The organism is Streptomyces sindenensis, assembly GCF_014649035.1.
GTDB lineage: Bacteria > Actinomycetota > Actinomycetes > Streptomycetales > Streptomycetaceae > Streptomyces > Streptomyces sindenensis.
Map to the genome: position 1 here is coordinate 26,047 of NZ_BMSG01000041.1, position 13,824 is coordinate 39,870.

Sequence of the window (13,824 nt, forward strand, 5' to 3'; positions counted from 1 at the left end):
TCCATTGGGGCACGGGTCGGCCGCCCTGTCATGTGCGGGACGCCGCTCGTTCCGCCGCCCGCTCCCGGACCAGCGCGTCGAACCCGGCGATCAGCCGTTGCAGCCCGAACTCGAACTGGTCGAAGTCGGAGCTGAAGGTGTCCTCCGCCATGCCCGCCATTACCGGGTACGCGCCGCTGAGCATGGCCCGCTCCAGGTAGGGACGCTGGTTGTCCCAGAACGCCTCGTCGCTCAGCCCGGTCTGCGCCACCGCCTCCGCCGCGTCGGCCTGGGTGCGGGCGAGGCCCTCCACGAAGCTGTTCACCGCGATGATCACGCCGATCAGCTCCGGGTCCCGCAGTCCCATGCCGCGCAGGCCCGTGAGCGCGAGCTCCAGTCCGCGCAGGGCGCTGGGGCCGAGCACCGTACGGGCCTGGTTGATCTTCAGCAGCCAGGGGTGGCGGCGCAGGTTCTCCAGGTGCCCCCGGGCCATCCCGTCGATCGCCCCGCGCCAGTCGGCGGGCGGCTCGTCGGGGCGGGCGGCGAACGGTTCGCCCTGTACCCGGTCGAGCATCAGGTCCAGCAGCTCGGCCTTGCCGGGGACGTACCGGTAGAGCGACATCGTGCCCGTGCCCAGCTCGGTGGAGAGGCGGCGCATCGAGACGGCGGCCAGCCCCTCCGCGTCCGCGACGGCGACGGCGGCGGTGACGATCCGGTCCAGGGAGAGGCCCGGCTTGGGGCCGCGGCTTGGGCGCTCGCCGGTGCCCCACAGGAGCTCAAGGCTGCGCGCGATGTCGCCGCTCCCGGTGGCCGGCCCGTCCGCCTTCGACGCCGCCCCGGCTGTCGTTCCGTCGTTCGTCATGGGCTCAGCGTAGTGGGCCGAAATCAAAGTGAGTACACCGTACTCGTTATCGGGTACGGTGTACTCAGTTCGGGTGGCGGATCTGCGTCGGTCTGTCGTTCTCCGAGCGGAATCAGGGGGTATGTCATGTCCACATCCGGATACGCGGTGCTCGCTGAGGGGGTGGCGGGCGGCGGGACCTGGATCGAGGAACACGCGCTGCTGATGGCGGTGGTGTGGCCGCTGGTGATCACGCTGGTGTTCCTGCCGCTGGCGGTCCGCCGCTTCCAGCGACTGAGCCGGTGAGGGGCTGAACAGCCACTGGCTCGGAAAAGGGCGGTCGGGGCGGACACGCGGCGCGTAGGGTCGGGCAGCGTGCCGACGACTGCCGCCCCGCTGCCCATCACCCCGCCGCCCTTCACCACCGCCCGCCTCGACGCGCTCCCCCTCCAACCGGCGTACGCCGAGGAGATGGCGGCCGTCCTCGCGGACCCGGCGCTGTACGGGTTCACCGGGGGCGAGCCGCCGGCCCCGGCCGTGCTGCGGGCCCGGTACGAGCGTCAGTGCGCCGGTTCGCCGGACCCGGGGGAGCGGTGGTGGAACTGGGTGCTCCGGGTGCGTGCGGACGGGGAGGCGGGCGGGGGGCTCGCCGGGTACGTCCAGGCGACCGTACGGGGACCGCGCGCGGAGATCGCCTGGGTCGTGGGGACACCCTGGCAGGGCCGGGGTTACGCGACCGAGGCCGCGCAGGGCCTGGTGGCGCAGCTCGCCTCGGCCGGGGGTCTGCGGGAGATCGTCGCCCATATCCACCCCGACCACGCCGCGTCCGCCGCGGTGGCGGTGGCGGCGGGCCTCGGGCCGACCGGGGAGTGGGAGGGCGGCGAGCGGCGGTGGGCCGCGAGCGTGACACCGCCGCCGGTGCCGTGAGCCGGAGCTCCGTCAGCCGGGCGCCTCGCTGGGCGGGCTGCTCGCCTGGTACTCGACGATCCACGTCCCGGACGAGGAACTGCCGCGCGCCTTCGCGGAGTTCCACCGCGTGCTGGCGCCGGGCGGCTACGTACAGCTGGGTTTCCAGGTCGGCGACGAGCCGCGGCGGATGACGGAGGCCTGGGACCTGGAGGTCTCGCTCGTCTTCCACCGGCGGCAGCCGGAGCGAGTGGCCGAACTGCTGCGGGACGCGGGCCTGGACGTGGTGTCCCGGGTGTGGCGGGAGCGGGAGACGGACGGGCCGTTCCCGGAGCGGGCGCCGCAGGGGTTCGTCCTCGCACGCAGGCCCGTTGTCAGTGGCGGCTGTGAGGATGGGGACATCAGCGCGACGGACTGACCGGGCGCTGACGGACCGACCGGCACACGGATTGAGGGGGACCCCATGGGCGCCTGGGACATCGGCCACTTCGACAACGACACCGCGGCCGACTTCGGCGGCCGGGTGGACGACGCGGAGGCGGAGAAGAAGGCGGACGTGCTCCGGGACGTCCTGACCGCCGTGGCGGACACCGGCCCCGAGGACTATGTGGACGGCGGGGAGGAGGCGGTGGCCGCCGCCGCGCTGGTCGCCGCCCAGTGCCCCGGCGGCGACCCCGTCACCACGGCGTACGGCCCGAAGAACCCCCTGCCACCGCTCCCCGCCGGCCTGCGCCCGCTGGCCGTCCGCGCCCTGGACCGCCTCACCGCGAAGAACGCCGAGCCCCTGGACCTGTGGGCGGAGGCCGGCGCGGATCAGGAGTGGCTGGCGGGGATAGCCGCGCTGAGGGCGGTGCTGGCGGCGGCGCCGGGGGAGTGAGGGCGCGCGTTCAGGCGGGGGCCGGGTAGCTGCCCGTCGCGCCGTCGATCAGCTCGCGGACGATGTCCATGTGCCCGGCGTGCCGCAGCAGGTCCTCCAGCATGTGGATGAGCACCCAGCGCATCGAGACGACCCGCCCGTCCCACGCGGTGCCCGTCGTCTCCAGATCCGTCTCCCGGATCGCGGCGTCGGCGGCCGCCCGTGCGCGGGCGTAGAACGCGAGGATGTCGGCGATCGTCTCGTCCGGGCCGACCGTCATGTCCTCGGTCGCCGTGTCGAACCAGAACGTCTCGGTCGGCCGGCCGAACGCCGCGCAGAACCAGCCGTATTCGACGGTCGCCAGATGCTTGACCAGGCCGAGCAGATTGGTCCCGGTCGGGGTCATGGGCCGCCGCACCTGCTCGTCGTCCAGCCCTTCCAGTTTCCACAGCACGACGTCGCGGTGGCGGTCGAGGCTGATATGAAGGCTCTCCTTCTCGTCTCCGGTGTACGGAACGTGGGGGACACGGGGCGCCTGAGGCGCAGGGGAACTCATGTGCGAGACCTTAGTGGCGGCCCCTCGCCCGCGTCCTCAGCGTTTCGGGCTGCCCGCCCGCACGATCTCGTCGACGTCCAGGGAGACTTCGGCACCGATGGAGGCGGGCAGCGGGGCCTGCTGGCCGGGGGCGTAGACCTCGTGGCGGTCGTAGCCGGCGGGGAGCGGCTCGGTCAGGACGTGGACCCGGCCGTGCTTGCGGTCGACGATGACGTACACCGGGATCTTGGCCTGGGCGTAGGCGGTGACCTTGTTGCGGAGATCGTTCTGGTAGTTCCCGGAGGTGACCTCCAGGACGAGGCGGAAGCAGGTGGGGTCGTAGCTGTTGTTCTTGATCAGGTGGTCGTCGAAGTCTGCGTCGACGATCACCAGATCGGGGATCGCGAAGTCCTGGGGGCCGCCGGGGAGCCAGAGGCCGACGCCCTGGAGGACTTCGCTCTCGCCGTCGTCGAGACCTGCGGAGATGAAGGGGCGCATGAGCTTGGTGAGCGCGCGTGCGTGCGGGCCGTCCGCGGGTGGGGCCACGGTGATGACGCCTCCGATGATCTCGACGCGATGCCCCGGAAGCTGTTCCATGAGACGGTTGGCCGTTTCCAGCAGCGTTTCCGGCTCATCGTCACAGGGGTGCTCGACTGCTGCTGCAGACATTGCGGGCCTCCTGGAATGGGCTGGTGTCGAGAGCATCATCGTAGGGCGGGACTGCCCGAGACCGCGCTTCTGGCATATGCCACCCGGTCGAGCGAAGCAGAAACGGCCCGGCACCCACGTGGGTGCCGGGCCGTCTCCGTACGGCTGTACAGCCCTGGAGAACCGAAGCGCTACAGCTTCTCGATCACGTAGTCGATGCACGCCGTCAGCGCCTGCACGTCCGCCGGGTCGATCGCCGGGAACATCGCCACGCGCAGCTGGTTGCGGCCCAGCTTGCGGTACGGCTCGGTGTCCACGATGCCGTTGGCGCGCAGCACCTTGGCGACCGCCGCCGCGTCGATCTCGTCCGCGAAGTCGATCGTGCCGATGACCTGCGAGCGCTTCGCCGGGTCCGTGACGAACGGGGTGGCGTACTTCGACTCGTCGGCCCAGCCGTAGAGGTGGCCCGAGGACGCGGCCGTGCGGCCCGTCGTGAAGTCCAGGCCGCCCTGGGTGTTCATCCACTTCAACTGCTCGTTCAGCAGGAAGAGGGTGGACAGCGCCGGGGTGTTGTACGTCTGGTTCTTCAGCGAGTTGTCGATCGCCGTCGGCAGCGAGAAGAACTCCGGGATGTGCCGGCCCGAGGCGTGGATCCGGGCCGCGCGCTCCAGCGCCGCCGGGGAGAACACGCCGATCCACAGGCCGCCGTCGGAGGCGAAGGACTTCTGCGGGGCGAAGTAGTAGACGTCGGACTCGGTGATGTCGACCGGCAGGCCGCCCGCGCCCGAGGTGGCGTCCACCAGGACGAGCGCGCCCTCGTCGGCGCCCGCGACGCGCTTGACCGGCGCCGCGACACCCGTCGAGGTCTCGTTGTGGGTGAAGGCGTAGACGTCCACCCCCGCCTCGGCCCGCGGCTCCGGGTGGGTGCCCGGGTCGGAGGCGATGACGGTCGGGTCGGACAGCCAGGGCGCGAGCTTCGCGGCCTTGGCGAACTTCGACGAGAACTCGCCGAAGTTCAGGTGCTGGGACTTCGAGTCGATCAGACCGTGCGTCGCCACGTCCCAGAAGGCGGTGGAGCCGCCGTTGCCGAGGATGACCTCGTAACCCTCGGGCAGGGAGAAGAGCGCGCGCACACCGTCCCGCACCTCGCCGACCAGGTTCTTGACCGGGGCCTGGCGGTGGGACGTACCGAGGAGGGAGGTGCCGGTGGCGGCCAGCGCGTCGAGCGCCTCCGTCCGCACCTTGGAAGGACCGGCGCCGAAGCGTCCGTCGGCGGGCTTGATGTCAGCGGGAATCTGGATGTCGGCCACGGGACGGAGCGTAGTCCCTCGGTGGCACGGCTCCGTAACCGTGTCCGTCCGATGAGACATGCGCTCCGGCCCGTGGACGTCACCCGCGAGAAACGATCAGGCGTCGCCGCCGAACGGGCAGCCCAGCTTCACCGGCAGCTCGTGCAGGTCGTTCTGCGTCACGATCGGCTTGTTGCGCAGCTCGGACGCCGGGACCGCCAGGTCCAGTTCCGGGAAGCGCTCGTAGAGGGCCGGGAGCGCGATGCCCGCTTCCAGGCGGGAGAGGGCCGCGCCCGGGCAGACGTGCGGGCCGTGGCCGAAGGCGATGTGGCGGTTCGGCGTGCGGGCGGCGTCGAACTCGCCCGCCGTCGGGCCGTACTGCTCCTCGTCCCGGCCCAGCGCGCCGAACGAGACGATCAGGCCCTCGCCCTTCGGGAGGATCCTGTCGCCGACCTCGATGTCCTCCGTCGCGAAGCGGATCAGGACGTGCGAGGTCGGCGTGTTCCAGCGCAGCGTCTCCTCGATCACGCCGTCCCACCCGATCTCACCGCTGAGCACCTTCTTGCGCTGCTCCGGGTGGGTCTGGAGCGCCTCCACCACGTTGACGATCAGGCTGATCGTGGTCTCGTGTCCGGCGGCGATGATCAGTTGCAGCGTGTTGACGATCTCCTCGTCGGTGAGGTGGTCACCGTTCTCCGAGGCCGCGATCAGCGCGCTGGTGAGGTCGTCGCCCGGGTTCGCCCGCTTGTCGTCGACGATCTTCGTGAAGAGCGTCCCGAGGTCCGCCATCATCTGCGGGACCTCCTCCGGCGGGGTCTGCGTCGAGAAGAACTTCTCGAACAGCTCCTTCAGCCGCGGGTGGTCCGCCGCGTCGACGCCCATCAGCTCGCTGATCACGTTCATGGGCAGCGGGTAGGCGAACTCCGCCTTCAGGTCCACCGGTTCCCCGGCCGGGAGCGCCGCCAGCCTCTCCAGGCTCGCGTTCGTCAGCGCCTCGATGCCCGCCCGCAGCCGCTCCACCCGCTTCACGGTGAGCGCCTGCGCCACCAGCGTACGGAGCCGGCGGTGGTCGGCCCCGTCGACCGTCAGCATTGAGCGGCCCGGGTTGGCCAGGCCGATCAGCGGCCAGTCCATGGGTATCTCGCCCCGCTGCCAGGCGTTCCAGACGTTGATGTCCTTGACCAGCCGGCTGTCGGTGAGCAGCGCGCGGGCCTCCGCGTGGCGGGTGACCGCGTACACGTGTACACCGCCCGGCAGCTCCACCTCCGCCAGCGGACCGGCGGCCCGCAGCGCGGCGCTCTCGCCGTCGAGGTCTCTGACGAAGGGGTCGAGCGCGATACGGGTCATGCGGGGCCTCCGTGGCTTCCGGGTCTGCCGAGGGCAGGGGTGGGAGTGAAGAGCACCGGCAGGTCCGTCAGACCGCGCAGCCACGGCGACGGGCGGCGGGTGAGCTGCTCGGCGGGGAGGGCGAGGTCCACGTCCGGCAGCCGGTCGAGCAGGACCTCGATACCGGTACGGGCGATGACCTCGGCGGTCTCCTGGGCCGGGAACGGGCAGCGGTGCTCACCGTGGCCGAAGGAGAGGAAGGCGTTGTTGCCGCCGGTCAGCGCCGAGCCGTCGGTGCGCACCTGCGGGTCGCCGTTGGCCGCGGCCAGGCCCAGGAGCAGCAGGTCGCCGGCGCGGATGTGACGGCCGCCGAGGTGAGTGTCGCGGGCGGCCCAGCGGCCGGCCACGTTCTGCGTCGGGGTGTCCTCCCAGAGGACCTCGTTCATCGCCTCGGCGACGCTGTGCCGGCCGCCGGACAGCGAGGCGGCGAACCGGTCGTCGGTGAGCATCAGGCGCAGCGAGTTGCCCATCCAGTCGGCGGTCGGCTGGTGGCCGGCCGCCATCATCACCATGAGGTCCTGGGCGACCTCCTCGTCGGTGAAGCCGCCCACGTCCGCGAGCATCCGGGTGGCCACGTCGTCACCGGGCTCGGCGTGCTTGTCCGCCAGCAGCCGGAACATCGACGTGCCCAGGTGCTGCTGTCCGGCCAGCGCCCGCTCCCGGCCGTCGATCATGTCGTTGATCGCGCCGACCAGCGGGTGCGCCTCCTCGTCGGAGAAGCCGTAGATCCTGGCCAGGACCAGGGCGGGGAGCAGCTTGGCGTACTCCGCGATGATGTCGACCGAGCCCTTGGTGCAGAACCGGTCGATCAGTTCGTCGGCGAACTCCTCCGCGTACCGCTTCAGCGAGAACGGGTCGACGCCCTCCAGCGCGTTGCTGATCATCATCGCGCGGACGCTGTGGCGTTCGCCGACGGTGTAGAGGATCGAGGGCTGCTTGCGCCCGATCATCGGCAGCAGCGGCCAGTCGTCGGGGATGTGGTCCCACTGGTTCCACAGGTCGGAGTCCCGGCTGAAGAGGGCCGGGTCGCCGGTGACCTGGTGCAGTTCGCGGTAGCCGAGGACGAGCCAGGCGGGGACGTCGCCGTCGAGGACGACCGGCGCGATCGCCCCGTGGTCGCGCCGCAGGTCCCGGTAGAGCTGGACGGGGTCGCTCTGGAAGCGGGGCCCGGACAGCGGGACGGAGGTGTGGGTGACGGGGCAGCCGGAGACAGTGGTCACGGGGCGGGCTCCGGGGTCGGGCCGGCCGCCGCCAGGGCCGCCGTGGGCACGGCCGCCGCCGGGGCGGTCGTTTCGGCGGCCTGGAGGCGGGCGGCGGAGAGCGCGGCGAGGTGCTCGACGAGCGTGATCAGCACGTACTTGCTGGAGGACCGGTCACGCGCGTCGCACTCCACCAGCGGTACGTCGTCCGAGAGGTCCAGGGCCTCCCGGATCTGCTGCTCGCTGTGGAGCGGGCCGCCGAAGTCGTTGCACGCCACGATGAACGGCGTGCCGTGGTGCTCCAGGCGGTCGATGGCGTACCAGGAGTCGGCGAGCCGGCGGGTGTCGACGAGGACGACCGCGCCGAGCGTGCCGGAGAACAGCCGGTCCCACAGGAACCAGAAGCGCTCCTGTCCGGGCGCGCCGAAGAGGTACAGCACGGAGCGTTCGTCGAGCGTGATGCGGCCGAAGTCGAACGCCACCGTGGTGGACGTCTTGGCATGGACGCCGTCGAGGTCGTCGACGGCCTCGCCCGCGCGGGTCATGGTCTCCTCCGTGTTGAGCGGACGGATCTCGCTCACGGATCGGACCATGGTGGTCTTGCCGACGCCGAAGCCGCCCACGACAACGATCTTGAGTCCGTTGTCGGCGGTGGAGCTCAGGGTGGCGCGGTCAGAGGTTGCGGAGTCCAACGAGCACCTGTTCCAGGATGTCGGGGTCGGGGAGCCGGTCCGCGACACGGGCTGTACGGGGGTGGCGGGCGCTGATCCGGCCGGTGTCGAGCAGGTCGCAGAGCAGGATGCGGACGATGCTGACCGGCAGGTTCAGGCTCGCGGCGATCTCGACGACGGCGGTGGGGCCCTGGCACATCCGCAGGATCGCGACGTGCTCGGACTGCATCCCCGGGGACGGGTCGCACTCGGCGACGACGAGCGTCACCAGATCGAAGGCGGCGGAGTCGGACCGGCTGCGGCCCCCGGTGAGGGTGTACAGCCGGTCCGGATCGTCGTCGCGGCCCGGTCGGGGGCGGGGTGCCGTCGTCATACGGCCGGGGCCTCGGCGGGTTCGCGCGGCGGCGCGACGAGGTGCTCGCCGAGCTGCTCGACGAGCTCGCTCATGTTGTGGCCGACGAGGCCCACGTCGGAGTCCTCGTCGGCGACGACGGCCAGGTGGGCCCCGGCCCCCGCCTCGACGATGAACAGCACGCCGCCGTAGAACTCGGCCATCGCGGACCGTACGCCGCCGGTGCCGTCGCCGAACTCGATGGACGCGCCGTGCGACAGGCTCTGGATCCCGGCGGAGATGGCGGCCAGCTGGTCGGCCTGGTCGACGGAGAGCTCGGGGGTGCGGCACAGCTTGAGGCCGTCGCGGGACAGGACGAGGGCGTGGCGGGTACCGGGGGTGCGGTCGAGCAGCCCCTCCAGCAGCCAGTTGAGCTTCTCGTCGGTGGTCGCGGTCATCGGGTGTTGCCTTCCGGGTGCGGGGAGTTGGCTCGTACCGCCTTGCTGAAGGTGCTGAAGCGCGCTGCCTGGACCTTCGGGTCGGTGGTACGGGCCCGGGAGGAGTCGGCTCCGCCGGGGGCGGCGTGGCCGGTACGGGCTTCGGCTGCGGCCAGCGTGCGGCCGCGGCGGCGCTTGGGCAGCCCGCTCTCGCCGAACTCGGGCACGCTGCCGGTGGACTCGGAGACGGACTCGGACTCCGCCGCCGGGGTCAGGGGCGTGGGAGCCTCGTCCGTGGCGAGGGGCCGGGCCGCGGGAGCGGCGTCGGCGGGGCCCGTTCCGGCGGCCGAGGTGTGCGAGGGCTCGGGCTCGGCGGGGGCGGTGTCCACGGGGGCCGGGGCCGGGGCGGTGTCGGTCACGGTGGCCGCCCGGGCCGGCGTCTCGGCCGGGGCTGCCGGTGCCACCGGGGCCGCCGCGACCGCGCGGGAGATCAGCTCCTGAGGGAGCATCATCAGCGCGCCCGTGCCGCCGCGTGCGGACGGCCGGAACGAGACGGTCAGGCCGTGCTTACGGGCCAGCCGGCCGACGACCGCGAGCCCGAGGCGGGTGCCGGAGAGGTTGGTGAGGTCCTGGTGGTCGGCGGAGACCGCCCGCTCGGCGCGGCGCAGCTGCACCTCGCTCATGACGAGCCCGCTGTCCTCGACGGTGATGACGATGCCCGCCGGGACCTCCTCCACGTACACGTGCACCTCGGCGGTGGGCGGCGAGAAGTTGGCAGCGTTGTCGAGGAGCTCGGCGAGCGCGTGCATGACGCCCTCGGCCGCGTGACCGGCGATCGCGACATCGCTGGTGGAGTGGAGGCGGACCCGCTGGTAGCTGCCGATCCGGCCCATCGCGCCGCGCAGGATCGACTCCATGACGATCGGCTTCGCCCAGCGCCGGCCGGAACGGGCCCCGGTCAGCACGGCGATGGAGTCCGCGAGGCGGCCCGCCTGGGCGGTGCGGTGGTCGAGGTGGAGCAGGTCCCCCAGCACGGACTCGTCGGAGTGCCGGTGCTCCATCTCGCGGAGGTCGGCCAGCATGCTGGTGGCCAGGGCCTGCATCCGGCCCGCCGCGTTGGCGCAGGCGGCGACGGCCGCGGAGCGCTCGGTCTCGGCGCGGGTCGCACGGGCCGTCAGCCGGTCGACGCTGACCTGGAGACGCGCCTGTTCGGCGGCGGCCGCCGCGGAGATCCGCTCGTTCTCGGCGCGGGCCTCGGCGACGAGCCGGGAGGTCTCGGCGGCGGCCGCGCCCTTGATCCGGGCGGTCTCCGCCGTGAAGCGCTGGGCCTCGACGGCGGAGGCGGAGACCAGGCGCGAGGTCTCGGCGGTGAACCGCTGGGCGTCGGCGGCCCGCAGGGCGTGCAGCGTCCGCGCGGTCCCCAGGGTGTGGACGGTGACGGCCACGCAGACGCTCAGCAGCACGGCGGCTGCGCCCGCGCCCCAGGCCAGCGGGGTCCGTACCGTGTCGGGGGCCGTGGCGACGGCCCACAGGGTCAGCGTGCCGGTTACGGCTGCCGATATCAGCAGGGCGAGTGCGGTGGGCCGGTGTGAGGGGCGCAATCGGAGTCCTCGGTGGCGGACGGTGCGGGGCAGTGGGGCGAATTCAGGACACTTCGTCACGGGTACGGGCGATCCTGCACAACTGGAACTGATAGTTCCTGCGCAAGTCTTGGTCACTATAGGAGACTTGACGGTCTGTTTGGGAAGATCTTGTGGGCTTTTTTGAGCTACTTGTGCGCTTTCATCCGTGCGCATCCCAAGAGTTCATCTGCACCGACGGCATGCTGAAGGAATGGCCGAACAACATCGACCGCATTCCGGACCGCCCGCCGCGGCCTCCCCGGCGTTCGTCGCCGCGCTGCGCTCCGCCGTGCGCGGGGCGAGCGACTTCGGGCCCACCGCCAGGGCGTTGACGACGATGGACGCGTCCAACTACCGACGCGTCCCCCTCGGCGTGCTCGCCCCGCACGACGCCGACGACATCGCGGCCGCGCTGACCGTCTGCCAGGAGTACGGGGTGCCGGTCGTCCCGCGTGGCGGCGGCACGTCCATCGCCGGACAGGCCACCGGCACCGGCCTCGTCCTCGACCTCACCCGCCATCTGCGGACGATCCTCGACCTGGACCCCGCCGCCCGCACCGCCGTCGTCCAGCCCGGGGTGATCCTGGACGACCTGCGGGCCGCCGCCGCACCCCACGGACTGACCTTCGGCCCCGACCCGTCCACCCACAGCCGCTGCACCCTCGGCGGGATGATCGGCAACAACTCCTGCGGCGCGCACTCGGTGGCCTGGGGCACGACGGCGGACAACGTGCGGGGGCTCTCGGTGATCCGGTACGGCGGTGAGGCGCTGCGGCTGGAACAGGGGAGCGGCACCGGCCCGGCGGGCGCCGGCACAGGCGGGGCGGGGGCGTCCCTCGGCCCCCGGGGCGTGAGCGAACTCGTCGCCTCCCACCTCGCCCTCCTCCGCACCGGCTACCCCGACCTCCCGCGCCGCATCTCCGGGTACGCCATCGACGCGCTGCTCCCCGAGCACCCCGGCGGCCCCGACCCGGTCCGGGCGTTCTGCGGCAGCGAGGGCACCCTCGGCGTCGTCACCGAGGCCACCGTGCGCCTGGTCGAGGCGCCGCGCGCCCGCGCCCTGGCCGTCTTCGGGTACGCCGACGAGTCCGCCGCCGCCGAGGCCGCCCCCGGTCTCCTCCCGTACGGCCCGCTCACCGTCGAGGGCATGGCCGCCGACCTCGTACGCCAACCGCCCGGGCTGCTGCCGCGCGGGGCCGCCTGGCTGTTCGTCGAGACCGGAGGGGCCACCGGGGCCGAGGCCCGCGCGCACGCCGAACGCGTCCTGCGGGCGGCCGACGCGGTGGACGGGGCCGTCGTCACCGACCCGGCCGGGCAGCGGGCGCTGTGGCGGATCCGCGAGGACGCCGCCGGGACCGCGACCCGGATGCCCGACGGCAGTGAGGCCTGGCCCGGCTGGGAGGACTGCGCGGTACCGCCCGCCCGCCTCGGCTCCTACCTCCGCGACTTCCGGGCCCTCCTCGCCGAACACGGTCTGCGCGGCACCCCGTACGGCCACTTCGGCGACGGCTGCATCCACGTCCGGATCGACTTCGACCTCATCACCGAGGCCGGGGTGGCCCGCTTCCGCCGGTTCTCCGAGGAGACGGCCGACCTCGTCGTCGCGCACGGCGGCTCCCTCAGCGGCGAGCACGGCGACGGGCAGGCGCGCGCGGAGCTGCTGCCCCGGATGTACGGGGACGGGCTCGTGGCGCTCTTCGGCCGGTTCAAGGACCTGTGGGACCCGGACGGCGGCCTGAACCCGGGGATGCTGGCCCGCCCGGACCGCCTCGACGAGAATCTCCGCTTCGCCGTCCTCCCGAAGCGCCCGGTGGACGTGGAGTTCGGCTATCCGCAGGACGGCGGGGACTTCACGGGCGCGGTCCGCCGCTGCGTCGGCGTCGCCAAGTGCCGTACGACTCAGGCGAGCGGCGCGGGCGTCATGTGCCCGTCCTTCCGCGCGACCGGCGAGGAGGCCCACTCGACCCGGGGCCGGGCCCGGCTCCTCCACGAGATGCTGGCGGGCGAGGTGATCACGGACGGCTGGCGCAGCACGGAGGTCCGGGACGCGCTCGACCTGTGCCTGTCCTGCAAGGGCTGCCGCAGCGACTGCCCGGTGGGCGTCGACATGGCCACGTACAAGGCGGAGTTCCTGCACCATTACTACCGGGGCAGGCTCCGGCCCGCCGCCCACTACGCGATGGGCCGCCTCCCGCGGTGGCTGCGCCTCGCCGCCCCCTTCGCCCGCCCGCTCAACGCCCTCGCCCGGCTGCGCCCGCTCGCCGCGCTCGCGAAGCGGCTGGCGGGGATCGCACCCGAACGGACGATCCCGGTGCTGGCGACGGAGACGTACAGCCGGTGGCTGCGCCGGAGGCAGGGGAGCGGGACGCGGATCCTCTCCGCCGGGCGGGTGGTGCACCTCTGGGCGGACACCTTCACCGAGCACCTGTCCCCGCAGGTCGGCCGGGCGGCGGTGCGGGTGCTGGAGGAGGCGACGGGGCGTACGGTGCTGCCGCCCGTCCCCGGACTGTGCTGCGGCCTCACCTATGTGTCGACCGGGCAGCTCGACGCGGCCCGCCGGGTGATGCGTCGCACCCTGGACCGGCTGGACCTCCTCCCCGGGCAGCCGCTCGTCGTCCTGGAGCCGAGCTGCGCCGCCACCCTCCGCACCGATCTGCCCGAACTCCTCCCCGACGACCCGCGCGCCGCCGAACTCGCCTCGGCAGTGCGGACGTTCGCCCAGTACGTGGAGGAGTACGCCCCCGACTGGACGCCGCCCCGCCTGGACCGCCCGGCCGTCGGTCAGACGCACTGCCACCAGCACGCGGTCCTCGGTGAAGCGGCGGAGGGGCGACTGCGCGAACGGCTGGGCCTGACCGGCGAACTCAGCGGCGGCTGCTGCGGGCTCGCGGGAAACTTCGGCTTCGAGAAGGGCCATTGGGAGGTGTCGGTCGCCTGCGCGGAGGAACGGCTGCTCCCCGCCGTACGGGAGGCGGAACCGGGGGCGGAACTCCTCGCGGACGGCTTCTCCTGCCGTACGCAGCTCGACCAGCTGGCCGGGCGGCGGGCCCGGCATCTGGCGGAGGTCGTCGCGGAGGCCATGGGGGAGGGTGCGGGGGAGGGTGCGCCGAAGCGTGTCTGAAGG

Annotated in this window: 13 protein-coding genes and 2 pseudogenes; 5 read left to right on the forward strand and 10 right to left on the reverse strand. The window is 72.8% G+C overall.

Going from position 1 to position 13,824, the window contains the following annotated elements; translation table 11 throughout:
• Nucleotides 1–28: 28 nt before the first annotated feature.
• A complete protein-coding gene (locus IE145_RS29900; RefSeq protein WP_189528558.1) occupies nt 29–841 on the reverse strand; it encodes a TetR/AcrR family transcriptional regulator C-terminal domain-containing protein in 813 nt (270 codons plus the stop codon).
• 159 nt (nt 842–1,000) lie between these two features.
• Between IE145_RS29900 and IE145_RS29905 the strand changes: the two are divergent.
• The 4 genes and pseudogenes from IE145_RS29905 to IE145_RS29920 all read left to right on the forward strand — a co-directional run.
• Nucleotides 1,001–1,126, forward strand: a pseudogene (locus IE145_RS29905) (ABC transporter permease); the annotation flags it as partial.
• A gap of 69 nt (nt 1,127–1,195) precedes the next feature.
• Entirely contained in the window at nt 1,196–1,747 is a 552-nt protein-coding gene (locus IE145_RS29910) for a GNAT family N-acetyltransferase (RefSeq protein WP_189528559.1), read from the forward strand.
• A gap of 16 nt (nt 1,748–1,763) precedes the next feature.
• A pseudogene (locus IE145_RS29915) lies at nt 1,764–2,144 on the forward strand (SAM-dependent methyltransferase); the annotation flags it as partial.
• A gap of 45 nt (nt 2,145–2,189) precedes the next feature.
• On the forward strand, nt 2,190–2,603 hold the full coding sequence (locus IE145_RS29920) for a DUF4259 domain-containing protein (protein ID WP_189528560.1): 414 nt from the start codon (nt 2,190–2,192) through the stop codon (nt 2,601–2,603).
• Nucleotides 2,604–2,613: 10 nt separating this feature from the next.
• Here IE145_RS29920 and IE145_RS29925 read toward each other — a convergent pair whose 3' ends face one another.
• The 9 genes from IE145_RS29925 to IE145_RS29965 form a co-directional block, all read right to left on the reverse strand.
• Nucleotides 2,614–3,138, reverse strand: a complete 525-nt coding sequence (locus IE145_RS29925) for a DinB family protein (protein ID WP_189528561.1) — start codon at nt 3,136–3,138, stop codon at nt 2,614–2,616.
• Between the two features lie 36 nt (nt 3,139–3,174).
• The gene (locus IE145_RS29930) at nt 3,175–3,786 is read right to left on the reverse strand and encodes a Uma2 family endonuclease (protein ID WP_189528562.1); all 612 of its coding nucleotides are present in this window, start codon (nt 3,784–3,786) and stop codon (nt 3,175–3,177) included.
• 170 nt (nt 3,787–3,956) lie between these two features.
• A complete protein-coding gene (gene serC, locus IE145_RS29935) occupies nt 3,957–5,075 on the reverse strand; it encodes a phosphoserine transaminase (RefSeq protein ID WP_189528563.1) in 1,119 nt (372 codons plus the stop codon).
• A 96-nt stretch (nt 5,076–5,171) separates the two neighbouring features.
• A complete protein-coding gene (locus IE145_RS29940) occupies nt 5,172–6,401 on the reverse strand; it encodes a cytochrome P450 family protein (protein WP_189528564.1) in 1,230 nt (409 codons plus the stop codon).
• On the reverse strand, nt 6,398–7,660 hold the full coding sequence (locus IE145_RS29945; protein WP_189528565.1) for a cytochrome P450: 1,263 nt from the start codon (nt 7,658–7,660) through the stop codon (nt 6,398–6,400). Before IE145_RS29945 ends, IE145_RS29940 begins: the two co-directional genes overlap by 4 nt.
• Nucleotides 7,657–8,331 (reverse strand): GTP-binding protein, encoded by a 675-nt coding sequence (locus tag IE145_RS29950; RefSeq protein WP_189528566.1) that lies wholly within the window; start codon nt 8,329–8,331, stop codon nt 7,657–7,659. Before IE145_RS29950 ends, IE145_RS29945 begins: the two co-directional genes overlap by 4 nt.
• On the reverse strand, nt 8,312–8,683 hold the full coding sequence (locus tag IE145_RS29955) for a DUF742 domain-containing protein (RefSeq protein ID WP_006126640.1): 372 nt from the start codon (nt 8,681–8,683) through the stop codon (nt 8,312–8,314). The genes IE145_RS29950 and IE145_RS29955 overlap by 20 nt, the downstream gene beginning before the upstream one ends.
• Nucleotides 8,680–9,099: a roadblock/LC7 domain-containing protein gene (locus IE145_RS29960; protein WP_030709614.1), complete on the reverse strand. Its 420-nt coding sequence runs from the start codon at nt 9,097–9,099 to the stop codon at nt 8,680–8,682. Before IE145_RS29960 ends, IE145_RS29955 begins: the two co-directional genes overlap by 4 nt.
• Nucleotides 9,096–10,679 (reverse strand): sensor histidine kinase, encoded by a 1,584-nt coding sequence (locus tag IE145_RS29965; protein WP_189528567.1) that lies wholly within the window; start codon nt 10,677–10,679, stop codon nt 9,096–9,098. Before IE145_RS29965 ends, IE145_RS29960 begins: the two co-directional genes overlap by 4 nt.
• Before the next feature lie 232 nt (nt 10,680–10,911).
• On the opposite strand from IE145_RS29965, the gene IE145_RS29970 reads away from it, so the two are divergent.
• Nucleotides 10,912–13,821, forward strand: coding sequence for an FAD-binding and (Fe-S)-binding domain-containing protein (locus IE145_RS29970; RefSeq protein ID WP_189528568.1), 2,910 nt, complete (start codon nt 10,912–10,914; stop codon nt 13,819–13,821).
• The last annotated feature ends 3 nt before the right edge of the window (nt 13,822–13,824 follow it).